20 protein-coding genes are annotated in these 23,187 nt (G+C 41.4%); all 20 read right to left on the minus strand.

Annotated features, from left to right (window positions below; all coding sequences use genetic code 11):
• Window positions 1–3: 3 nt before the first annotated feature.
• The 20 genes from I6L38_RS11855 to I6L38_RS11950 all read right to left on the minus strand — a co-directional run bounded on the left by I6L38_RS11855 (window position 4) and on the right by I6L38_RS11950 (window position 23,184).
• Entirely contained in the window at window positions 4–1,089 is a 1,086-nt protein-coding gene (locus tag I6L38_RS11855) for a glycosyltransferase (protein WP_254204162.1), read from the minus strand.
• Window positions 1,086–1,859, minus strand: a complete 774-nt coding sequence (locus I6L38_RS11860) for a glycosyltransferase family 25 protein (RefSeq protein ID WP_201883777.1) — start codon at window positions 1,857–1,859, stop codon at window positions 1,086–1,088. The genes I6L38_RS11855 and I6L38_RS11860 overlap by 4 nt, the downstream gene beginning before the upstream one ends.
• Entirely contained in the window at window positions 1,856–2,821 is a 966-nt protein-coding gene (locus I6L38_RS11865) for an EpsG family protein (RefSeq protein ID WP_216988514.1), read from the minus strand. The genes I6L38_RS11860 and I6L38_RS11865 overlap by 4 nt, the downstream gene beginning before the upstream one ends.
• 578 nt (window positions 2,822–3,399) lie before the next feature.
• Entirely contained in the window at window positions 3,400–4,191 is a 792-nt protein-coding gene (locus I6L38_RS11870) for a glycosyltransferase family 32 protein (RefSeq protein ID WP_216988515.1), read from the minus strand.
• 54 nt (window positions 4,192–4,245) lie between these two features.
• On the minus strand, window positions 4,246–5,235 hold the full coding sequence (locus I6L38_RS11875; RefSeq protein WP_201883772.1) for a glycosyltransferase: 990 nt from the start codon (window positions 5,233–5,235) through the stop codon (window positions 4,246–4,248).
• 16 nt (window positions 5,236–5,251) lie between these two features.
• Window positions 5,252–6,367, minus strand: a complete 1,116-nt coding sequence (locus I6L38_RS11880) for a polysaccharide pyruvyl transferase family protein (RefSeq protein WP_216988516.1) — start codon at window positions 6,365–6,367, stop codon at window positions 5,252–5,254.
• A gap of 19 nt (window positions 6,368–6,386) precedes the next feature.
• Window positions 6,387–7,412: a nitroreductase family protein gene (locus I6L38_RS11885; protein WP_216988517.1), complete on the minus strand. Its 1,026-nt coding sequence runs from the start codon at window positions 7,410–7,412 to the stop codon at window positions 6,387–6,389.
• A 23-nt stretch (window positions 7,413–7,435) separates the two neighbouring features.
• A complete protein-coding gene (locus tag I6L38_RS11890) occupies window positions 7,436–8,953 on the minus strand; it encodes a lipopolysaccharide biosynthesis protein (RefSeq protein WP_367948971.1) in 1,518 nt (505 codons plus the stop codon).
• 110 nt (window positions 8,954–9,063) lie between these two features.
• On the minus strand, window positions 9,064–9,240 hold the full coding sequence (locus I6L38_RS11895) for a dTDP-4-dehydrorhamnose 3,5-epimerase family protein (protein ID WP_201883768.1): 177 nt from the start codon (window positions 9,238–9,240) through the stop codon (window positions 9,064–9,066).
• A 724-nt stretch (window positions 9,241–9,964) separates the two neighbouring features.
• Window positions 9,965–11,044 (minus strand): UDP-N-acetylglucosamine--undecaprenyl-phosphate N-acetylglucosaminephosphotransferase, encoded by a 1,080-nt coding sequence (gene wecA / locus I6L38_RS11900; protein WP_201883767.1) that lies wholly within the window; start codon window positions 11,042–11,044, stop codon window positions 9,965–9,967.
• 482 nt (window positions 11,045–11,526) lie between these two features.
• Window positions 11,527–13,512: a nucleoside-diphosphate sugar epimerase/dehydratase gene (locus tag I6L38_RS11905; RefSeq protein ID WP_216988519.1), complete on the minus strand. Its 1,986-nt coding sequence runs from the start codon at window positions 13,510–13,512 to the stop codon at window positions 11,527–11,529.
• Window positions 13,509–14,534, minus strand: a complete 1,026-nt coding sequence (locus I6L38_RS11910) for a glycosyltransferase family 4 protein (protein WP_201889394.1) — start codon at window positions 14,532–14,534, stop codon at window positions 13,509–13,511. Before I6L38_RS11910 ends, I6L38_RS11905 begins: the two co-directional genes overlap by 4 nt.
• Complete coding sequence (locus tag I6L38_RS11915) at window positions 14,534–15,484, minus strand: NAD-dependent epimerase/dehydratase family protein (RefSeq protein ID WP_201889395.1); 951 nt, start codon at window positions 15,482–15,484, stop codon at window positions 14,534–14,536. Before I6L38_RS11915 ends, I6L38_RS11910 begins: the two co-directional genes overlap by 1 nt.
• Before the next feature lie 19 nt (window positions 15,485–15,503).
• Window positions 15,504–16,628 carry a glycosyltransferase family 4 protein gene (locus tag I6L38_RS11920; protein ID WP_043169748.1) on the minus strand — a complete coding sequence of 375 codons (1,125 nt, stop codon included), beginning with the start codon at window positions 16,626–16,628 and terminating at the stop codon, window positions 15,504–15,506.
• Entirely contained in the window at window positions 16,606–17,094 is a 489-nt protein-coding gene (locus I6L38_RS11925) for a GDP-mannose mannosyl hydrolase (RefSeq protein ID WP_080760797.1), read from the minus strand. The genes I6L38_RS11920 and I6L38_RS11925 overlap by 23 nt, the downstream gene beginning before the upstream one ends.
• 14 nt (window positions 17,095–17,108) lie before the next feature.
• The gene (locus I6L38_RS11930) at window positions 17,109–17,726 is read right to left on the minus strand and encodes an acetyltransferase (protein WP_080760779.1); all 618 of its coding nucleotides are present in this window, start codon (window positions 17,724–17,726) and stop codon (window positions 17,109–17,111) included.
• 4 nt (window positions 17,727–17,730) lie between these two features.
• Window positions 17,731–19,371, minus strand: a complete 1,641-nt coding sequence (locus I6L38_RS11935) for a glycosyltransferase (protein ID WP_043169749.1) — start codon at window positions 19,369–19,371, stop codon at window positions 17,731–17,733.
• Window positions 19,362–21,647, minus strand: coding sequence for a glycosyltransferase (locus I6L38_RS11940; protein ID WP_216988520.1), 2,286 nt, complete (start codon window positions 21,645–21,647; stop codon window positions 19,362–19,364). Before I6L38_RS11940 ends, I6L38_RS11935 begins: the two co-directional genes overlap by 10 nt.
• Entirely contained in the window at window positions 21,644–22,402 is a 759-nt protein-coding gene (locus I6L38_RS11945; protein WP_043169751.1) for an ABC transporter ATP-binding protein, read from the minus strand. The genes I6L38_RS11940 and I6L38_RS11945 overlap by 4 nt, the downstream gene beginning before the upstream one ends.
• Window positions 22,399–23,184: an ABC transporter permease gene (locus I6L38_RS11950; protein ID WP_011706701.1), complete on the minus strand. Its 786-nt coding sequence runs from the start codon at window positions 23,182–23,184 to the stop codon at window positions 22,399–22,401. Before I6L38_RS11950 ends, I6L38_RS11945 begins: the two co-directional genes overlap by 4 nt.
• Between the last annotated feature and the right edge of the window lie 3 nt (window positions 23,185–23,187).

The following is a 23,187-nucleotide window of genomic DNA, read 5'->3' on the forward strand; positions in this document are numbered from 1 at the left end:
ACACTATTGGTACAAAGATAACCACCTCTCCGTCTGAGCACTCAACGAATAACGTGTGACTATTCTATCTCTTGCTGCAGCACCTATCATTTCAATCTCATCACTACTCATCTGAAGCGCTGTGTTAATTCCATCTGCCAATGCAAGATGATCTCTTGGAGGCACCAAAATACCACATTCTCCAACAACCTCTTTGACGCCACCACAATCAGTTGCAACCACAACCCGCTGACATGCCATGGCTTCGGCAACAACTAGACCAAACCCCTCCCAAGCAGACGAGAGAACAAAAATATCTGCAGCACTCATCCACTCATGAACATTATGTCTCATTCCCAAAAAATGAACTCGACTAGTCAACCCCAAACTGGCTACAAGCTCAGTCAACTTCGCATGCTCCTCACCGACACCAATAATGGCTAACTGCACTTGACTCTGGCTAACCAATAAATGAGATAGCGCATAGATCAGATTTGGATAGTCTTTTTGAACATTAAGTCGACCAACTGCCAATAATAATTGATCACCACTAGTCAATCCCAATTCTGAACGATAGCGCTGACGATTATCTGAATCAAAGTCAAAGCGAGTGGTATCAATACCATTGTACATAGCACACATACGTCCAGCAGGAACGGCTCCTTGCGCTACAAATGCATCAACAGCCTCTTGGCTCACATTTGTACTTACATCACATAGACTATCGGTTAATCGGTAAGCGATAACCCTTGCTCGACCGCCTTCATTGGTGTTGTGTGCAGTACAAATTAGTCGTGGAAATCTGGTACTTAAGCGAAGTATTCGAGCAAATATATTTGCATGAACCATATGGCTATGTACTACATCAGGCTGGAATTCTTTCACTAGTACATGAGCCTTTAAGTATGCACGGATTATTCCTATGGGACTTTTACCCATATTCAAAGAAACAACTTCAATTGATTTTGAACGTGGGAGATTAACTGTTTCACCTGTCATAGAGATTAATAATATCTGATGCCCCATTACTGAAAATTGGTCGGCCAATTCACACACTTGGCGCTCCGCACCACCCATCCCTAGACCAGTTATAATAAATAAGATTTTCATAACACAGTCTTCATCAATAGAGCCCGAAAATATCCCCTTAACACTTTAATTGATTTCATGATTGCAATCTTATTTTTTGAAACTGCTGCGCGCTCTATTTCCAACGCACTTTGAAAACTAATAAAATCTTCAAAAACTAATAATGGTCGTAAATGAGTGATGTTTAGTCCAATGTTCTTTTCAAAAAACATCCAATCATCGGCGACAGTTATTACTTTTCCATCACTAAAATAATCAAGCATTTTTTTTGCGCCAGACTTACTAATCAAATATGAGACCGTACCACATGTCCAATTTTTCCAGGGCTCCCCCAACGCAAAATGTTCTGAAGCAAATAGTTTTCGAATAGGCTCAAATTTATAAAAATCAAGCTCTTCATTCTTTGACAATTTTGAATAACCTAAAATGACAACATCTATATTATTTTCAGCAACTAATGATATAATCTTTTCAACGCTATCGTTAGTTAATCTGCTTAAATCGGCATCATCCTCTATAACCCAAGCCCAATCCGAATCATCAGATACAATTTCTTGATAACATTTAAAATGACTTAGTGCACACCCCACTTCTCCTTTGGTCAGCATTCTATTTAAGGAACCTAACTTATCAACAGCTGTATTTTCTATTAATAAATCAACTGATGCTGCTCTAAAATCAATTGCATCTACATACTTAAATGTAGGTGCAAGGCTAGTGAGCTGCTTTTTTACACTTGACCTTCTTTCATATTCATCAATAAGAGAAATAACATAAGCATTATATTTCAATTAAACCTCCACTTAATTCCCCTTAAAGAAAGGGATATTAGAATCAATAACGATGGCATAGAAAAGTAATACGAAAAAAAAGCAAATCTATTCGCAATAATTATATTATCTTTTAATGTAACCAACAGCAGAGATTGGGTAAACATTAAAAATACCCATGTATTTTCATGAGCAGTGTATAGCATCAGATACACACTTAAGATTATGATAATAGCTGATATGAAAATAAATTGATAACCAATAGGCTCTGCAAGCAAATACTCGCCGGTAGTATAAAATGCTAACTTCCTATTTATATCAGATGCACCAAAAAAGTTTGATATCTCAATGAGAGCATCAACAAAAACAGATATCGAATTAACATTAATCAAAAGCAAAAAGAATGGCGTGAATGCCATAGTATATATAAAAAACGGCTTAACAAAAAGTGACACTACTCGCTGACGCGATAAAGAAAACCACAATATAGCAGAAAGATGAGAGCAGAAAGAAACCAAAAAAAGTACCAACGAAGCGATTTTTATTTTCCTCTCACTTTTTTGTAAGTAAATAAACATAATAAAAAACAGTGCAGCATGATACTGCCTTATAATATATAAGGCGTTACTCATAAATATCGGCGTGAGAAAAAACAAATAAATAAAAATGAACATCGGGTTACGCCGAGACAACAAGATAACTATAAATACAATAGGAGACCACATAAACAAACAAACAAACAAAAATAATCTAAAATCACCACCTAAAAAGTTAACTAACCACATAATGCCAGAGGTAACAAACTCAAAACCATATGGGAAAGGATCGAGTTTTATACTCTCAAAATTATAAAAATATTGAAGAGTATCACCTTTAACTTCAAAAGTAGATGCATATCCAAAACTAACTAATGAAAAAACTATAAAACCAAAATATGCAAGAATAAAAAATAGAAAATCATTATCAATGCGGATATATTTCATGTTTACACACATCAACCTATAAAAATGCAACTAGAAATAGTTGCTTTATATAAAAAGCAACAGTTTAAATTAAATCGATCACCTGACGATAGTCAATCATTAGGAATTCTATTATACCTATAAATGTTCTTAGCGCAGGTTATCGTGCTGCCACACAATTAGGTTTTTACCCTTCACTTCTATTATCCGGCACTAGATCAATGAGCCATACCTATTGGTAAGATAGCCAGATTCACACTGGTAACTTGACAACAGTTTCTAACTTAGCATGTTGAAACTTTAGATCGCAATACCATTACGTTAAGGGTCTATACTGTATGATAATGTGTGTTAACATGGCTTTATTGAGCTTCGCCCCGTCCTTATATTGGGAGTGTTCAACTACAAAACTCAAATTGATAAATGTCTGCCTCTGATACTGAATGAAGTTGAGATTAAACTCTCTTTTTATAACACCTACCTATATAATCGCAACATGTTAAGAACCATAATATTTATAAAAATCAATCAGCAAATCACATGTATGATGGCAAATTTTAAAATAGGCGTAATCGTCACAAAATCATCTTGAATCCAATTTACTTAATTGACTTAAAAAGACGAGTTTTTATTTTATGCAATGAATATAAAACTCCTTTTTGCTTTACTAAATAAAGCATGGATAAAACACCTCCAGCTTTAACCCCAAAAATACGGGTCAATTTTGATTTGATTTCAATAAAATGCTTTTGCTCAGGAGTAACCCAAGAGGCATTAAAATGATGAATGGATGCGGTTCTTTGAGTAAAGAGTTCTTCGCCTAATAACGATATGGGGGAAAAAACTTCCGGTGGGTATACGACTAAATCATAGATCTGTTGTTCTAACCCATTCTGCTTTAAGCCAAAAGATGTCAAGACTATTGTATCTCTTGCCGGACAAGGAGTCATATCAAAACTACCATCAGCTTTAATAAATGGTGTATTTTCATAGTTTTCCATCAACTTTCGAATAACTGGATGATGAGCAACCGCTCCAAACCCCAAACCTGTGGCAACACAATAGGGTTTAGCTTGCTCGAACCCCATAAACCCTTGATGAACCAAAAATATATCTAACGGTTTTAATAACTCCACATCGATATCAAGATAAATACCGCCATGCTCTTCAACAACTTTGAGACGCATATAATCAGATACGAATGCCCACTTTTTAGCGGTATAGGCCTCACGCACAAAACGACATGATTCTAAATCTGAATTCTTTTCATCCCAACGTATAATTTCGTAGTCAGGGCAATATTTTTCCCAGCTTGCCATGCAACGAATCGCCAACTCAGGTAACTCTGCTCCACCAAACCAGCAATAATGTATTTTTTTAGGAATTTTCATCGTGCTACCATCATAAATATATGCAATTACAAAATACGGATAAGAGACAGCAAATCACCTAATTAAACCTCTTAAAAGAGCCAATAGATAAATTAGCACCTCTACAGCCTTGAACATTTTTAAAGAAAATAAATATAAAATTGCTTTTGCTTGTATAGGCATGGGTGACTTAAAAATAAAGCTATCGGTCTCAGGGTATACCCAAGCAATACTAGCAATAGCCTTTTTATCAATACAACACAACATCCAGTATTTTAGGTTTAACTTCATGGTATTAAAATACTTTGATAAACCGGATGATAATTGATTCGCACTTAGTACCCTATCAATTGCACTTGTTGCAAAAACAATCTCTTTTACCTTCTGCTTACTAACAGATGCAGTAATTGATGATTCATTGCACTTATTGTAGTTGATCAATGGTTGTGCTACATAGCCGATTGCATTGGCTGCTAAAAAAGCTTGCATAACCAGAATGAAATCTTCCAAAAAATTGATATCAGGTAAAAACCTTATATTATTATCTGCAAGTAATTTTCGCTTAATCAATTTATTCCAAGTCGGGCCAAGTAATTCACCAGAAAGCAATTTTTTAACACAATCGACACCATCTTTCCCTATCGGTTGTTTCACGTCAGTGGAGGTCGCAGGATGAATGGTACGGTAGTCACACACCACTACATCCGCATTATCTTCAATAGCCTTGGTGTACAACGCTTCCAGCCAGTTGAGTTCGGCCCAGTCGTCGCTATCAAGGTGTATAACATAATCGCCCGTCGCCAACTCCATGCCTTGAGCACGGGTAGCGGCTACACCGCGGTTCTCTCGGCTAATTAAGGTCACCTGCCCTTGCCGCGCAGGGTAACGAGTTATCACTTGCTTAATGATGTTCAGGGAATTATCTTTCGAGCCATCGTCGATGATAATAAATTGCACATCATCAAGGGTTTGTTCCATCAAGCTGATAATGGCACGCTCGACATACAGCTCGGTGTTATATACAGGTACGATGACAGAAACTTTTGGGATGTAGTTGGGTGACATGAAGCTATTCATATTGTTATTGGGTGAACAAGGCCTGTTTTAAAAATGCGGTGGCAATTTGCTGTTTTTCAGTTTTCAATTGATTGACTGTTGCAAAATCAATCGGCAAGTTGATTAGCTCGCGACTTAACTCAGCCGGACTAAAAATCAATCGCTGTTCCAGACCAAACATCTTTAAAATGGAAGTAAAGCGGGCCAAGCCACGGCCATGATTGCCGATGGCGATAAAGGGTTTGTTAAAGATAATCGAGAACGCTACACCGTGGAATGAGTCAGTCACCACATATTCCGCATCCATAAAACCACGCAGCCATTGAGTGACGGGCGGATAAATTCCATCTTGCGCTGGCATCACGGTAAATGGTGTTAAGCCCTGCTCCTTGGCGACTGCTTTAATAATCTGTTGCTTGTCCGGTGCTTTATCGAGCACATAGACCATCATATTACCGTTACTTGGTGGAGTTTTACCTTGAGCCACCAAATCACAATAAATCGCTTTATCTAGTAATAGTGTAGGGTCAATAACATGTTCTACATTTGCACCAAAGTGGTGTTTGCATAAACTAACCGCGCTGTCTTCACGCACACCAATGGCATCAAAATGCTGCAATAACGGTGCATACTTGGCCAACTGTTCCGCACTAAACTCATCACAGTTATCCACGCCAAACGAAGCCGCATAGGCAATGCGTTTGGCTTTATCTTCTTTGCCTAAAAAAGACAAAAAGAAAGCGGACATGCCCGGTGAATAGGCCGGCCGCCATACCTGATCGCTACCTACCACATAAGCGTCAAACTGATATTGCTTGATATAAGCAAATTCTTCGACTGAGTGGATCTTTTGAGTAGTTCGGATGTGTTCAGCGGTAAAACGATTTGTATGTTGCCCTATCACACGTTTTTGTTCAGCTGTTATGGGTAGTATGCTTTTTATTTGTCTGCGAAGTACATACTTTCTAAGTATATTGCCAACGACTGTTTTTATACCAAAAAAATGTGGTGTCGGATCACTGCTAAAATCTACAGTAAGTACATCATGTCCCTGGGCTTTGAGATAATGTTGCAATGCAAATGCTTGCAGTAAACCACCGTAGTTATTATGAAGTGGTTGAGTGAGAATTGCGATTTTCATGTATTTAGCACTTATAAATTTATATTTTAACCAAAACTTCGTTAAGGTCACGACGTTGTGAAAGTGTTACTCTAAATTCATCCTTTGCTACACCAATTGGTACAACACAGATGATTTTTTCTGATTCTGGCATGTCGACAATACCACCAAGCCGTTCCTCTTCCTGAATGGTTTTGCCCCAATTTGCAGGACAATTTGCAATTTTATAAAAATGCAGAGCGTACAGCATGTTCATTAAGAACATACCACCATCGATATAAAACTGATTGCGCTCACCAACTGTGTAGAAGTAATTTCGGTCAACTGTTAACAGTAGAACTTGATTGATATTTTGGGTGTAGCCTGTTAAACCACCCTGAATGGTTAGCAGCTTGTCGATGCGGGCTTTATCTTCCAGCAAATATACTTTGCATGCTTGGCGGTTACAAACTGAAGGCGTGTTTAGTGCCAAAGCAATTGCTTGTTCAATAAGTGAACTTGACACCAATTCTCCAGTATATTCACGCACACTTTTTCGCGAGCTAGAAAATGTTTCAAAATCAGCATTAACTTGCGCATAAAAGTAATCCTTTTGGTAATCAATTGCTCCTTTAAATTCGCTTGTATATGCATCACCTAAAATTGATTTATAATCTTCATACTGAGCCTGTGTGTAATAATCGCTAATATCGACACTTAGCTTTTGATGCAATTCATAATATTCACACATTACCTGATAAGCCACTCTAATTTGCGAGCGGTTGATATTATCTTTAATCAGCACTAAAGCAAGCCTTGGGTGCAAATTTAAAATGCGTTGCTGGGCAAATCTTGGCTTGGTTTTTTTAAAAAGTAAGCCTTTTTCTACCGAATGATAATCAAGAATTAATTGGCACTCTATTTTATGTAAGCCATCTTGATTAAAGACTGTAGAGTGCTTTAAATAAAGCTTAAAGTCTTTAAATGAATTAACAGCTAACAATCGACAATTTCGCACATAACTAATTTTTTCTAGGCCACCGACACCCAACATTTTTTTTACAACAGCTTTAATTTTACTTTTCAAACCACACTCCATATTAAATTATTTTAAATAAAATTGCGAACACGCGCCTTTATGAAATCACGCTCAAACCTTTCAAGCCCTAGCATAAACATAGCCATGGCAGTCAGTGTTACTATCAACATTGACGTCAGCACAAAGTCAACAATAGGATTGCCAGTGTTTAATCTCAACAGACTAAGTGGCAAAAATGTGGCCAACACAACAACTATAACTCGACCAATCACCTTGCTAAAAAATTGAGTAATATTAAGGTTAATTAAGTCTTTTAATAGCACAAACCTGAACAGTAACGCAGTTATTGATGTAGCTATGGATACATAAAATACAGTATGAGCACCACCACCATTAGACAAAAACAAATAGGATGCCGGCAAATTTAAAAGCAATATACCACCAATAACAGTTTGATAGCGCTTTATATTTCCCGTTGCTTGTGCCGATGCCATTAAACTACCTGACAGACTGGTTAGCAAAGCATCAACTAAAATCAACTGGCAAAATAATGCTGTATAATCAGGCGGGTTAACTAGCCACAAAGTTAAAACCGTATCGGTTTGCAGCAAAATGGGTAATGCCAATGCATAAAGCAAGAAAAATGCATACTTAGAACCACTCATAATTAGCTGGTGCATATATACATGATTATCACTGGCGTAAGATTTGACGATTTGCGGATTAATCGCCATTTGTAGACTGGTAACAAAACCGGTAATGGCACTGTTTACTTGAAAGGCAATTGCGCGAGCTGCATTTACTGTGGCACCAAAGAACAAATTAAGTAAGATATTAACGCCTTGATTTGTTGCTACAGCTGCCAGGTTGCCAAACAAATTCCAGCCGGTATAACTAAACAAGGTTTTAAATAACTCAGTACTCCAGTACCAACTAAAACGAGTTACCGCAAACTGCCAACGGGCATAGCCATAATAACAAGCCAAAATCAACACACTCACCAAACTCAACAGTAAGGCATAAAATTGCAGCTTATCGCCATCATGGGCAGCCAACCAAAACACCACAATTAATTTAAGTAATACATCTACGATACTGATATAAGCAAAAGCGCTCATCTTTTCATGGGCGATAATTGCTGCATTATATGGCACACCAAGTACAGTACAGCAAAAAGAGAATAAAGCACACTGATATACCCAGTTGGCTGCCACTAATCGCTCAGACGAGATCACCAATTGAGTATTTACAAACCACAAGCCTAACGTCTCGGCTATCAACACCACGATAAAAATGATTAACCAATGAATATTGATACTCATTTTAAAAACATTATGTAACTGTACCGTATCTTTTTTGCCCAGCTCAAAGGACAAAAAACGTTGCGTTGCTGATGACATGGCGCCACTTAAGAATGCCATCATAGTCACAACCCCACCGACCACGTTATAAATACCGAAATCTTCAACACCCAAATTATTAAGAACAACTCGAGATGTATAGAGGGTGACACCGAGTGTTAATAGCATTCTAAAATAAAGAAACATTGTATTTTTAACAATGCGGAGATTGTTTTTTGAATTCGACATTAATTTCAACTTATTATGCTGAGAATAGTAGCTTTAATGTTATTAAATACAATTGAACAGGAAGAATAACAAATTATCTATTTTATAAGAATGGTCATCAGCAATACTAATCAAAAAATTATTACTAGACTAAAGCTTAGCGCCTCTTTATCTTTCTTAGAAAGGCTCAGCCCACCTTCAATCGGCCAATCAATACCCACTTGTGGGTCATCCCACCGCATAGAAAAAAACGGGGTCAGGTCTGTCATTTTGATTTTCGCCATCGCATTCTGGTTCAGCTCTTTCATCTGGACGTTTACCATTATCCCCCCTGTTTATGTCTTGCTGTTTTTTGCAATAATCCGGATAACCAGTGAGTAATGAACACCAAAAAATTCACCAATCTTTTTTTGCTTTTTTCTAAAGAAGACCACCAGAACGGTATACATTCAGGATTGCCTCATCGCAGGTGGTGGCCTGTTATTGATATTCTGTTCATGGTTTGGCTATCGCTCGGCGCTATTATTGCGGCACTTCTGATAAATCGCCATCGAGCATACTTTGCAATGTTTGATGTTTTTACAAAGTCATCATCCCCCAGATATACTTGATGTTTCAGCTTATCCCAGATCTGTTTATGCAAACCTTGGTAAACGAACTCAATATATGCGTTAATTGCGCTGGCCCGTTGCGTACCAAAGTAACGCAAGATCGCACCGTTGCCAGCCAGTCGGGGGATTGGCTATAGCCGATGATAAATAGCCAACTGCTCCATGGAGAATCCTCCAGTTATGCAGCAAGCACACACTATATCAAGTATCTCTAGAAACACCTGAAAATCAGTTTCATCCGCGTACATCGCTTTTCTTTCATTGCCTCTGGCGATGATGTGATACAGGGCACTGGCGAATTCCAGTCTCAATGGTCTGCTTATCTTCACTCACCTGCGATTTACAGCAAAGTGTTTATGAGGCTAGCCAGTCATTAAGATCATACAAAATGAAAAACCTGACCCCGTGTTACACAGACGGATTAACTTTTTTTGATGCGGGTAGAATCAGAGGATGGCGCTTTTATCCCTTTCACCCATCGCCCAAGCTTCCATGCATATGTCAGACAGAGTGAATACGCCACAAACAGCAACATATAGAGCCCCATCATCAGCCACTCAGGCAGTTCGGCCTGTTCGGCCAGAATACCGAAGAACACAACCCCCAGGTTGGCAACGACAATCAGCAATAGGGATTCGCGAGGGGTAAAACCGGCGTGCAGCAGAATATGATGCAGATGATTGCGATCCGGGCGCAGAGGGGATTGCCCTTTGCGAATACGGCGGATCATGATGCCCACCATATCCATCAGCGGCAGGCCGATCAACCAGAGTGCGGTGACAGGGCGAAATGCAGGTTCCAGCTCATTATGTTGTGAACCAAACAGCACCAGATAACCGATGATAAAGCCGAGGAACATGGAACCGGCATCACCCAGGAAGATCTTGCGTTTAAAAGGAGGAATATTGAGATTGACGATCAGATAGGGGACCAGAGCAATGGTGATCACCAAACAGATATGAGTCATATCAGGCATGGTGTTGGCAAACAGAATAGATAGCCCCACGAGTGAAATACCCGCCATGCTGCCAGCCAGACCATCAATACCGTCCATCATGTTATAGGCATTGATCGCCGCACAGACCGCAACAACGGCAATCAGCAAGTCAATAAATGGAATTGTGATGTTCCCGATGCCCAGCACATCACCAAACTGATGGAGGCTGATATCTGTCGACAGGCAGAGGATAAGGATGAGCAATGCTTGCAGGGTCAGTCTGATCCAGGGGGAGATATCCTTGGCATCATCGATAGCACCAATCACCATCATGCAACCGGCACAGGCCAGCATGGTGATGATTGCGCTCTGCAATGGAAGGGTGAAGAAGACGCTGAGGTATACCCCCAGACAAACCGCAATCCCACCAATCAGGGGGATCGCACCGACATGTTGTTTACGTTGATTCGGTAAGTCAACGAGTTGTAGCTTGGCAGATAGTGGACGCAAACAGGCAATAGCCAGCGCGGTTCCAACAAATGCAACCAGACCAGACGTTTCCATTATTGTTTTATCCCTTGATAATTTCAGGTTCGCTTCTGATGGCGACCTGTTTTTTTATTTGCCTGATGACCGCCAACACCCAATAGATGACAAAGCGGCCACCAACAGCTCAATAAACAACCAAATTATTGAAAAAATGAATAGCTACCGCCCCTGAGTTACAGCTCCCAGTGTGCACATAGCCCCTCTTATTATTGAAAGCATCAGTAAACCGATATGCAATTTTCGATACTTTACTGTTGACGAGCATGACAACAAAGCAAGCCGCCATTCCAACCATTCGCCATAACTCCGCTTATTTTGCAACATTATTTCACGCAAAAATGCAGGATTATTCCGAAATCGATGGAGGGGGAATTCTACCTGCGGTTTGCCGAAATGAGTAGCCAATCTAGTCCACGACAGGCCTGATTGATTAAAAAACAAGCAACGAAGGCAATTCAAGCAAAAAAACGCCCAATGATGGGCGCTCATTTACAAACTCAGTGATTGGCAAGCAAAAAATCTATGTTATGTGAGGGTAATTTAACCACATTATCACTTGGTGGTAGCTGCTGCTTGGCCAGCCACACCAGATCACAAATACCATCCGTCGGTTCGAATGCTGCCGGTGCATGCATCAGGATATCGCGCACTTGCTGTTGATCAAAACGGTGACAGGCATCATCCAACGAGGCTAGCAAGGGGCGTAGTCGCGACCAGGGCAACCAGCTCTCTTGTGCCATCATGATCCTGGGATGTTCGGTTCCTCTGGCATCATCACCAATCAGTAACTCTTCGTAGAGCTTTTCACCCGGCCGCAAACCCGTTACCTCGATGACAATATCACCATCGGGCCGTTGCTCATCGCGCAGAGTAAGACCGCTCAGGCGTATCATGCGTTTAGCCAGCTCCATGATCCGTACCGGCTGCCCCATATCGAGCACAAAGACGTCGCCCCCCTCCCCCATGGCGCCTGCCTGGATCACCAGCTGGGCAGCCTCAGGTATCGTCATGAAGTAACGGATGATATCGGGATGAGTCAGGGTGATGGGCCCCCCCTTATCTATCTGCTGTCTGAATAACGGCACCACTGAGCCGGAAGAGCCGAGAACATTGCCAAAACGCACCATACAAAAACGGGTGCTGTGCTTCTCGCGGGTCAAGGCTTGCAAGATCAACTCGGCCAGACGCTTGCTGGCCCCCATGGTGTTGGTTGGCCGCACGGCTTTATCGGTAGAGATGAGCACGAATGTTTCCACCTCTGCCTCAATGGCAGCTTGTGCCGCATACAGCGTACCAAATACATTGTTACGCACCCCTTCAATGATGTTGAACTCAACCAGCGGAACATGTTTGTAAGCCGCGGTATGGTAAACGGTCTGGATCTTGAAGCTCTGCATCACCGTCTTTAGACGATGCTGGCGCTGCACTGATCCCAGTAACGGCACCAGATCCGTTTCGATTCCTTCACGCTGACACTGCTCTCGCAGGTTCTTGTGCAAGACATAAAGGGCGTATTCAGATAGTTCGAACAGTACTAGGGTGGATGGCCGGCACCGCAAGATCTGGCGACACAGCTCAGAACCAATGGAACCACCGGCACCTGTCACCATGACCGCTTTGCCTGTGATATTGGCTTCCATTAATTTGGTCACCGGCTCTACCGGATCTCTGCCCAACAGATCATCAATGGAGACCTCATTGAGCTGATCAATGCGGGCCGAACCATTGACCAGATCGGCCATTCCCGGGATAGAAAGCACTTCGCAAGAGAGGGGCTCAAGTGCATTGATCACTTCCTGGCGACGAGCCCTAGTGCTGCTCGGCATGGCCAGCAAGATCTTCTGTACCCCATGGTGAGCAATCAGGGTTGGCAACTGAGCGCTGTGATAAACGGTACATCCCTGGATCACACACCCCTGCTTGGTGGGATCGTCATCAATAAAGGCGACGGGATAAAACTCATTACCTTGCAACAAGGCCATCTGCAACTGACGGCCGGAAGAGCCTGCGCCGTAGATCAACACCTGGGTGCGCGCCAAACGGGTGGTATTAAGGAGCGCCCGGAAAAACAGCCGCACACCACCGACCAACAGCACCAGAAAGGAGAGATAGATAACCGAGACCGTTCTAGGCAGGAAGATATCAAAGTAAAACGCAGAGATAACAAAGAAGGCAGTTGAAAGAAATGCTCCCAACAAGATTGTCCATAAAACCCGGAAGCTGACATATCGCAACACTGCACGATACAGCCCCAGCCGCACAAACACACTGATGCTGACGATGATAACTGCGCCAAGCAGTGCCCAGTGATGGGGGCTATCGATTGGCCAGCTATGTTCAAGCCGGATCCAGTACGCCCCCCAATAGGTCATGGTGATCAGGATCATATCAACGGTGACAGATACAGCACGCTTGCTGGCTCGTGACAGAGAACCCAGGCAGGTCAGTAGCCAGCTCCCTCCGGGTAAAAGCTCATTTCTCATTCTGGCACTCCTGCATTCAGGTGATACGCAAGAAACGCTAATGGCAAGTAGGCAATGACCAGACCGCTCACACCATCGAGTAGGCCCAATACAATCATGACAGCGATCGGTGCAAGCCAGAGGCTATTTATAAGAAGCACAGCCAATGTCACGTTTCGGTGACTCTGCCAACGCCTCGCCAGATATTGATAGCCATGAGTACGATGAGCCTGGCTCAGAGGACATTTCAGACGATAACGATTCAGTAACGTCCAAGTCGCATCAACCACAAAGACTCCAAGCATGACGAGCCATGCCCACAGGAATTGAGGTGCAGCAGCGGCATCCAGCAGCATCAGGGAAGCCAGCATCAAGCCAAGAAACCCGCTGCCACCATCCCCCATAAAGATCCTGGCGGGCGGAAAATTCCAGCACAAGAAGCCCGCCACCGAAATCCCCAGTAGCAGGATCAAACTGGCAGACGACCACTCCCCCCCAACCAAATAGTGAAATAACGCCATGAACAGGCAAACGACAACGGCCTCGCTGGCCGCCAAGCCATCAATGCCATCCATAAAGTTGTACAGGTTGATAAACCAAATCACCCCCAGCCAGGCCAGTAGATAACCGCACCAAGCGAGATCCAGCTGCCAGCCAAAGAAAGTCAGTTCAGGTAAACCATTAACAGCAGATACGACAAAGGCTGCCGCAATGCTCTGTACAACAAGACGAGTTCTGGGCTTGAGAGAGATGTGATCATCGATAAAACCAACCAGTGCAATGCCAAGCGCAGCAGCCCATATCAATGCGACACCGCTCTGGGATATGCCATAGGGCAGTGGGATCAGGGAGGCAAGCAAAGGGACTGCCAGCAGAAAGGTAGCTACGATAGCCATGCCACCGCCTCTCGGGGTAGGCACCTGATGCGAACTACGATGATTGGGTTGGTCAAGTAAGTGGGTCTGGGCGTAGCGCCTGAGCAGACCAGTCATGGTGATTGAAAGGAAAAGACAAAATATCGACAACAAAACAAATGCCAGCATCAAGACGACTCACTATGGGAAGATGCCATCAGAGATAGGGTCTGAGAGAGCGAATAGGGTGCCGACCATTGTAATCGGCTCTGAGCCTTACCGGTATCCATTTCCAGAGAGCCATAAATCCGTTGTAGCTTGGCATCAATCCCCAAACAGCGTCCAAGCCCTCTTATTATTCCTGGTGGGAGATAAAAGAGCCGACAGCTAACCCCTTCTGCATCAGCAATCGCCGTCAACAACTGCGACGTCGACACGGTGACAGGATCCGCGACTAAAAAGACCTGGTTCACTGCGGCAGGGTGTGCCATCGCATGGGCAATGAAGTCACACAGATTAGGCAACGCCAACAGGCTACGCGCATTGGTCAAACGGGCAAAAGGGAGCGGGATCCCTTTGCGCACCCACGTCATCATGCTGGCAAAGTTAGCCTTCACCCCTTCCCCGTAAATAAGAGGAGGACGGATGATGGTTACAGCCATACCACACTCTTTCGCGAGTGCCATCAGCCCCTGCTCAGCCTCATACTTCGAGCGTCCATAGGGATCTTCTGGCGGACTTTGCACATTCTCATCAAATGGCTTGCCTGGCTCGGTCTGCTCGCCATTCACTTTGATCGAGCTGATAAAGATGAAGCGCTTTACCCCTGCCTCAGCCGCCTGCCGGGCAAGAGCAAGGGTGCCCTCTGTATTCACCGCTCGAAAAGCCGTCAGGGGATCTGCCGCAGTATCTGACATCACATGCACCCTGGCTGCACAGTGGACAACCACATCCACTTGTTGCAAAAGGACCGTCCAGTCTGCATCGGCAGTCAAAGAGGGAGCCTGAACTTGGTACGAAGCGAACGGGTTACTGCGCACAGCACCTTTCACATTCACCCCACACCTAAGCAGGTGTTCACAGACCGCCTTGCCTACAAATCCGTTGGCACCAGTGACTAGAATCATAGGTATAGACATACAGTCTGAAGTAGGCCTTTCAAGATGAGTAATAATTTGAGATAGCCTTTTCATATAGCGTCATATATTTATCAATCATGACGTCAGCCGTAAAGTTTTGTTCAAATCTAACCTTTGCATTTTTTCCCATACGCTCAGTTTCGTCTTGATCCTCCCATAGCTTCTTCATCGCGGATGATAAAGCATCGCTATTTGCTGGCTCAATAGCCAATCCAGTTTCACCATGTAGATTTATATATGTAGTACCTGTGCCAATCTCGCAAGTAATCATGGGCTTGCCATACATTGACGCCTCTAACAACGTCATACCAAACGCTTCAGAACGCAAATGCGATGGGAATACCACGGCATAACATAACTCCAGTAAAATATTTTTTTCATCATCACTTACAGGACCAATAAAAAGTGTATTTTTCAATCCTAATTTATCCGCCTGAGATTTCAACTCCTTTTCACATGGCCCTTCACCAATTATTATCAAAGGATAATCAAGCTCACGCATAGCATCAAGGACAAATGACAGTCCCTTATAATATCGTAAAAAACCTATAAAAAGAAAGAAACGCCCTTTTATTTTATCGTTCCATTTATTCAACAACGATAAATCTGCATGATATGCAGATACTCTTTCCAGACCAAATGGTATTACTTCAACATCCTTTTTTAGGCTAGAGAGAATAGGACTAGTCTTGACGTAGTTGGGTGAAGAAGCAACAACAGCATCAACTTTATTTAAAAAAGACATCATCAATGGCTTATAAAGTTGTAGCAAATACTTTTGTTTGACAATGTCAGAGTGGTAACTAACCACCGTTGGCTTTTTAGGATTAACCAAAAAATGCACTATATCCATATAAGGCCAAGGGAAATGATAATGAATAATATCAGCGCTCTCTGCCAGCCGCCTGAATTCGACGATAGCGGACCATGAAAACCCAGTCGAGGCTATATAGAAATCTTCCTTTGCGGCATGTACACTATGATTTTCAATATTAAAATGTCTGCCTGCATTTTCAGCACTCAAGCATAATACATCAACCTCATGCCCTCTTTTTACTGCACCTTCAGCAAGCTGATATATTACTTGTTGCACACCACCGTAAGCATCTGGGTAATATGTTTTAAAAAAATGAAGAATTCTCATTGACTTCCAGACCTTTATCTAAAAAATAATTTTTTGTGTATTGATGAACATCTGGTGATGCAAGAAGCTCTATTATATCAAACCATTTGTATTTTGAATGTTGAGCAACAGAAAAAGAATTTACATCGCAGCCTAATTCTATCGAATAAGCTAAGACAACATAGTGGGTAGGAGTCATAACGTCATAAAATGAATCTTTATAAAAATGTTCATAGACTCCAATAAACTTAGCTTCCGAACACTGCAACGTCACGCCAAGTTCATTTTCAGCCACTCTTTTAAAAGCATTTGATATAGATTCCCCCTTTTTTATCCTGCCGCCCAAGACAAACCAATGATCGGCTGCTGGTCTATTTTTTCTTAGACCTAGAAGGTACCGTCCTGAACTATCAGAAATCACCAGATCAATCGATATTAAGGGTGTGCTTTTTATTGTTTTAAAAAAATCATCATCAGTAAGATGCATATCACCCCCATACATCATTTATATTTCTTTGCTGGCACACCTACATAAACTCCAGACTGCTCTATATTATTTACAACACACGCCCCTGCACCAACTGTAATCTCGTCGCGAACAGAAACATTGTTTATAATAGTAGCACCAGCACCTATAAAACATAACTTCCCGATATTAACAGAACCTGCCACTGTACTATTGACCGATACGTGCGTAAATTCATCAACACTGACATCATGTTCAATTATTGCACCTGAGTTGATAATACATCCTTCACCAATTTTAACTGAAGGACCTATGTGTCCATGATGACCAATGAACGTTCCTTTACCTATAATAGAGTTAACACCAACAGTGGCAGTAGCAGAGATCAAGGTGGCAACTTGCCACCCCATTTTCTCCAGCACCTCTAGCTGTAACTTTCTTTTTTTGTTATCACCTACTGCAGGAAAAAAAAACCACTCATCGGGTGATATTAATTCCCATGACGAAAGAACTGGATAACCAAAGATGCTTTCGCCAGGTCTGGCATTATCATCAATAAAACATAACGTTAAGAACCCTAACGACAATGCTACATCAGCCACACTTCTTGCATGTCCACCACAACCTAAAATGACCAGCTTCTTAGAGTCCATCACATCATGTCTCCAAGCCACTAATACGCTCGAGTATATCGATATGCTCATTTACAACATCGGACCATGTGCGCACTGATAACTCATCATATATCTGCAACTGTTTTCTTAGTAAGATATCATGATTGTGAAGTGCCCATTCTATTTTCTTAGCCATATCTCGCCAATCATACGGATCGAAAAATGTCATTTCCTGTAATTCAGGGTCAGTAAGAATTTCTTCTGTAACAGGAATGCGAGCCATAACAACTGGCGTATTAACTGATAATGCCTCAGTAAATGTAAATGGACATCCCCCTTCACTTAGACTTGGATTAACAGCCAAACCCGCCAGTTTATAACAAGCAGCAAGTTCTTGCATCGTCAGTCCATGCAAAAACAAAATTTCGTGTTGTAGGTTGTGGCTAACAATAAATTCTTTTACTTCTGGCATAACACTAACATTGCCGGTAACGACCAGCTTGTGCTGAACGAATCTTTTCCGCAAAAGATACTCATATGCTTTGAATAAACTTATTATATTTTTATTCGGCCTGATCTGGCTAGCATAAAAGATAAAATCTACATTTTTATTTTTAAATATTGAAACATAGTCTTGCTCATTCGATTTACGAATCGCAGACATGAGTAATGATTTGGCATAATGGGAGGTCGCTTCTTCATTATCTGGTAGGCCACCAATATTAATGAAGCTATCAACTTTATTAGCGGCATGGTGTACTACTGACACCTTATCCACTGATATTTGATAGCCATCGATTAGTGTATTCCATTTTACCACTTCACTATAAGTGACAAAGTGATCCCCTGTTCTGATAGCCTCTTCTAGCAATTTAAAGGTCGATAGAGTCCTATCGCCACCAATTTGAGAAAAGGCGACAGGAAAATCTCGTAAAACAACATCTGGCACACACATTAATCGAGGGGCATCAATTTTGTTAAACTCAGGCCAATAAGCTGTAGGACAATACCATGCAGATATATCATGCATACTATCGATTAATGCGTTTATACGCTTCCCCTCCATCAACTCCATATTGCGGTAGAGACGCAACACCAATCCGTCATCTTTAGGCGAGTGAACCATTTTCATGAAACGACCTATGTACTTGGAAGACCTACCAAGCACGACTGACTTCAATTTATGAACAAAAAAGAACGCCAATAACAAAGGAAAAAACACGATAAAAAACAATGGGAATATCATTAAGGTCAACAGCAACAACAGGCCACCCTCAATCCCTAGCAGGATCAGGTCCGATGTCGTGTACGTATTCAGTAAACGCTTCTCCACATAATGAAAAGTGTTTTCCTTCAGTCTACCAATCAACTCCAGAAAAAATGATTTGAGTGTTTTTCTTTTTTTTCTTTTCGTTTTACGATTAAGATACCAATGGTAAAAATCCAATAAAAGCGGTCTTTTCTCTGGCGCACGAATTGAAAAGCTGTCATGTGGCACATTTTCGCTATCAAACAGATCATAGAGATCTTGCTTAGACCAACTGGGACAGACTAAGGTGAACTTTACATCATTGCGTGCTGCAGCACCTTTAAGAAAGGCTGCTAAGTAGCGGCCAAGCCCTTCCTTTCTTAAATCAACAGATGGGGCATAGCAAAGATAAATTCCAAATTTTCTCACAGACATTCGCGTATTACCCCCCAATAATGCTTAGCCAGATGGTGTACTTGCTGTTTTTCTAATACATCTTTGCTAGGCAACTTTTCTCGAAGATACACAGCCTGCTCTTCCATATATTTAAGTTGTTGAGCCATTTCTTGTGGTGACTCTGCAGCAGACCATGTCAAATTCAGCGAGAACTGACTATCTATTTCCCGCATTGCCGGATAATCAGAGGATAGCGCAGGAACCTCAAGGTAGGCGGCCTCGATAACCGAGAAAGTGCCATTATCTATGCGCGCAGGATGCCATATAAATGATGCTAGCTTTAGTGCCTTTCTATATTCTATATCGGATAACTCACCACACAACTTTATCTTACGCTTTAGCGGCTTACTATTCTCAACGACCCTCACAAACTCGCTCAAATGTGACAGCTTACTTTCCATTATACTCTGAGTGTTGACGCCAGTAATAAAGCATTTGAGAGAGCCCGCTAGCTGGTTATAATAAATATCCAATGCTTTCACAGCATTGAGATGATTCTTATGGGGACTTAGGTTGGTAGTCCAAATGAAATAATCGCATAAATCTTTATGCTGATCCTTTTCAAAGGAAAAATCCGGCGCCAACATAGGTAACCTAGCAATTCTGTCTGGCTCAATACCAGCATATTGTTGCGCATCGCGGCAAGTGAAGTCAGTAGTCACCAAAACTCGCTCAGCTTGTGTTGCAGCTTTTAAGTAGAGATGGTCAGCACCACCTTGCAAAATTGAAACATAGCGCTGCAAATAATCATATACCATCAGTACTATTGGTCTTACAGGGAGAAGTATTTTGGCTAGCCTGTCGGAAACGAAAACCCACATATCACAATCATAGAAATTACTGATGCCATCATTGGGAACCATATATGATTCAGCTGTAGTACACCAGCCATCATGACCTGCATATTGCATAGCACGAGCAGCATCATCTTTGGAAAGATTTTGCCAATAGAAGCCTCTCCTTTGAATTGTCGGATTTAAATCCTGCAGCTCATTAGCACGCTCTAACTCGTCAATAGCTGGATGGGCAAAAACGACTTCACAATCTTCATTAGCCTGCTGACTGCCAAGCAATATGGCATCAGCTAAAAGCTTAGCGCCTCGCAGACTACCACCACGATACTCAATTGGAACAATTACTGCAATTCGCTTCTTCCTGGTGACATATGCAGGCCGAGCTTTCTGCTGCAAGCGATGCTCTTTCAATCCATCGATGACAAGACTAAAGTTGCTTTTCCATATTGAAGCACAATGCTCAGGCATCATTTGTTCAAGAAGAACATGCTGTGTTTTTCTAATATCTCTAATTAACTTTTCATCACCATTTAAGATTTTACCAATCTTAGCCTTAGCCTCTGCAATTGTTTCACATCTGCCAGGTAAATTGACTCCCCCCATTAAATCCAACATTCCCCCGGCCATATATACCAGTGGCATACCAGCTTGTATTGCTTCAAATGGATGATAATGTATGTGATTTGGTTCAGTGGAATGATAAAACATCACGCTACATTCTTGCATGTTATCTGAGTGCTCTTCTTTAGATACAAAGCCGAGCACTTTTTTATCATTAACAGCTATTGGTTGCGCGCCACCAATGATGTAATCAAAATCTTTAAAGTCACGAACAAAGGAGTCATAAATATTTTTAAAATATGGAGATGTTCCAATTCTTGGACAGACAAATAGTATCGTCTTTCTCTTTCCACTCCAATTTTCAGGTTGGTATTTTCCTTTTAAACCAACAGGTAAATAACATGACCGTTTTGCTAAAAATGGCATTTCTACATCAGAAATATGCTCATAGCCACAACCAAACCAGAATCTCTTCCCCATCGATTTAATTGTTGAAACTACATTATCTCCACATTCACTTCTTAATAAAGAAGAATAATTGTATCCCTTAGACAAGCCGAATACACGAAGAATGACAGCACCATTAAAATTTTTGATAGTTGACTTAATCTGCTTTGGGAAGAAACCAATTATCGCATAATCAAAATACTTATTTACAATATCCCAAGCATCTTTACTTGGTGACTCATACCAATTCTGTTCATTTAAAACATCAAGCTCATGTCTAGGAATAGTCAATTCATCGTCAAAATCGAATGTTATACTTGCCGATAAATTTCCTTCATCATATGGAAACTTTTTTGGAAGATATATCTCTTCAATACCAGACTCTATTAGTTGAGGTATTTCAAAGCTTCTTAATGTTGAATGGTTAAGCAGCCACAAAACTCGATTTTTCATGTTAAATCCAGATTATTGACTCGTTTATAAGCTATGATAGCATCATCAATGGGGCCATCAAAAATGTATTCACCATGATGGAACACAATCCCTCTTGAGCAAATATTTTTCAAGGCACTGAAATCATGTGATGCTAAAACCAGTATTTCAGCATTCTCAATCAAGCTCATTATTCTGTTTTTAGCCTTTGCCATAAACTGGGCATCACCGGCACCAATCACCTCATCGAGCAGTAATATATCGCCACCAACAGCCGTGGATATGGCAAATGCTAGTCTGACTTGCATCCCTGCAGAGTAAGTTTTAATTGGATAATCAATAAACTCTCCCAGACCTGCGAACTCAACGATCTCACTTTCTTTCTCTTTCATAAAGGTAGGAGAGAGACCAAGCAGAAGACCGCGATAGAGAATATTTTCTCGGCCTGTTGCATCTGGTTCAAAACCTAGACTCAAATCAAAAAGAGAACGCACTTGCCCTTCAACAATTAATTTACCACTAGATATAGGATAAAGACCAGCCACTGTTTTAAGAAATGTGCTTTTCCCGGCGCCATTGTGCCCCAAGAGTCCAACCCGCTCTCCATTATTTATTTCCAAAGTAATATTCTTTAATGCATGAATATCAGAGATTGAGTGTTCAGCTTTTCCTTTTTTTAAAGCTCCAGACAAAAGGGACTTTAGCGATCGCTCTTTATAAGCTACCGATGCATAATGAAGGTTAACATTTTCAAGTTTAATTCTATTTTTTTTCATAGGTAGAAGATCACTTTTTTCTCTACATTTCGACCAATCAGCCACGCCAGTAAAAATAGGAGAGCAGCAGTTATTAGACTAAATGTATAGTTTTCCAGACTGGGCCACTCACCTTTTAGTAGTGGTGCTCTTATAATTTGCAATACATGATACACAGGATTGTAATCGACTAACCAATCCAACCCGCCAGAACGGAACATACGTTCCTCGAAATATACCGGAGAGATAAACCATATTGCTTGCATGACTAATCCCATAGCATGCGGCACATCTCTGAATCTAACACCGATATAAGCTAGCAACGTTGATAATGGCCAAGCAATAAGTGCCAATATTGGGAAAACAGTTAAGGTGGCTAGCCAAGTTATATTTATATTTTGTGGCAAGACAACAATTGACCAAGCAAATAGTGACAAACTGGCGAGGGCAAGCACTATGATGCTGCTAAATACAGTACGTAATGTGTATATTGCTAGTGGATGCTTACATTGTTTAATGTAGGCATCGGCTTGCACAAACGCAAGTGAACCACCAATGGTATTGGCTACGACAAAATCCCAGACTATAATCCCCGACAAAATATAGGGTGCATATGTCACTATGTCTGTATTAAACATCTTACTAAAAACTATCGATATTAATAACGTCATACCTAAAGGTTGAATAAACGACCATAAAACACCAAAAAAGGAACGCCGCCAACGAGAACGTAGATCGGATAAGGCGAGATGCTGCCAAAAATATCTAGCATCCCAAATACCTCGAATATAATAAAAGCTCATAAG

The organism is Aeromonas sp. FDAARGOS 1408, assembly GCF_019048665.1.
GTDB lineage: Bacteria > Pseudomonadota > Gammaproteobacteria > Enterobacterales > Aeromonadaceae > Aeromonas > Aeromonas dhakensis.

Coding starts and splice junctions, on each gene's coding strand:
- I6L38_RS11945 (WP_043169751.1), bottom strand. CDS start 22,402: ATGAAAAAAAATAGAATTAAACTTGAAAATGTTAACCTTCATTATGCA.
- I6L38_RS11855 (WP_254204162.1), bottom strand. CDS start 1,089: ATGAAAATCTTATTTATTATAACTGGTCTAGGGATGGGTGGTGCGGAG.
- I6L38_RS11935 (WP_043169749.1), bottom strand. CDS start 19,371: ATGTCTGTGAGAAAATTTGGAATTTATCTTTGCTATGCCCCATCTGTT.
- I6L38_RS11905 (WP_216988519.1), bottom strand. CDS start 13,512: ATGAGAAATGAGCTTTTACCCGGAGGGAGCTGGCTACTGACCTGCCTG.
- I6L38_RS11920 (WP_043169748.1), bottom strand. CDS start 16,628: ATGAGAATTCTTCATTTTTTTAAAACATATTACCCAGATGCTTACGGT.
- I6L38_RS11910 (WP_201889394.1), bottom strand. CDS start 14,534: ATGCTGGCATTTGTTTTGTTGTCGATATTTTGTCTTTTCCTTTCAATC.
- I6L38_RS11915 (WP_201889395.1), bottom strand. CDS start 15,484: ATGTCTATACCTATGATTCTAGTCACTGGTGCCAACGGATTTGTAGGC.
- I6L38_RS11890 (WP_367948971.1), bottom strand. CDS start 8,953: ATGTCGAATTCAAAAAACAATCTCCGCATTGTTAAAAATACAATGTTT.
- I6L38_RS11865 (WP_216988514.1), bottom strand. CDS start 2,821: ATGAAATATATCCGCATTGATAATGATTTTCTATTTTTTATTCTTGCA.
- I6L38_RS11895 (WP_201883768.1), bottom strand. CDS start 9,240: ATGAAAGAGCTGAACCAGAATGCGATGGCGAAAATCAAAATGACAGAC.
- I6L38_RS11925 (WP_080760797.1), bottom strand. CDS start 17,094: ATGCATCTTACTGATGATGATTTTTTTAAAACAATAAAAAGCACACCC.
- I6L38_RS11940 (WP_216988520.1), bottom strand. CDS start 21,647: ATGAAAAATCGAGTTTTGTGGCTGCTTAACCATTCAACATTAAGAAGC.
- I6L38_RS11875 (WP_201883772.1), bottom strand. CDS start 5,235: ATGTCACCCAACTACATCCCAAAAGTTTCTGTCATCGTACCTGTATAT.
- I6L38_RS11930 (WP_080760779.1), bottom strand. CDS start 17,726: ATGGACTCTAAGAAGCTGGTCATTTTAGGTTGTGGTGGACATGCAAGA.
- I6L38_RS11950 (WP_011706701.1), bottom strand. CDS start 23,184: ATGAGCTTTTATTATATTCGAGGTATTTGGGATGCTAGATATTTTTGG.
- wecA (WP_201883767.1), bottom strand. CDS start 11,044: ATGGAAACGTCTGGTCTGGTTGCATTTGTTGGAACCGCGCTGGCTATT.
- I6L38_RS11870 (WP_216988515.1), bottom strand. CDS start 4,191: ATGAAAATTCCTAAAAAAATACATTATTGCTGGTTTGGTGGAGCAGAG.
- I6L38_RS11880 (WP_216988516.1), bottom strand. CDS start 6,367: ATGAAAATCGCAATTCTCACTCAACCACTTCATAATAACTACGGTGGT.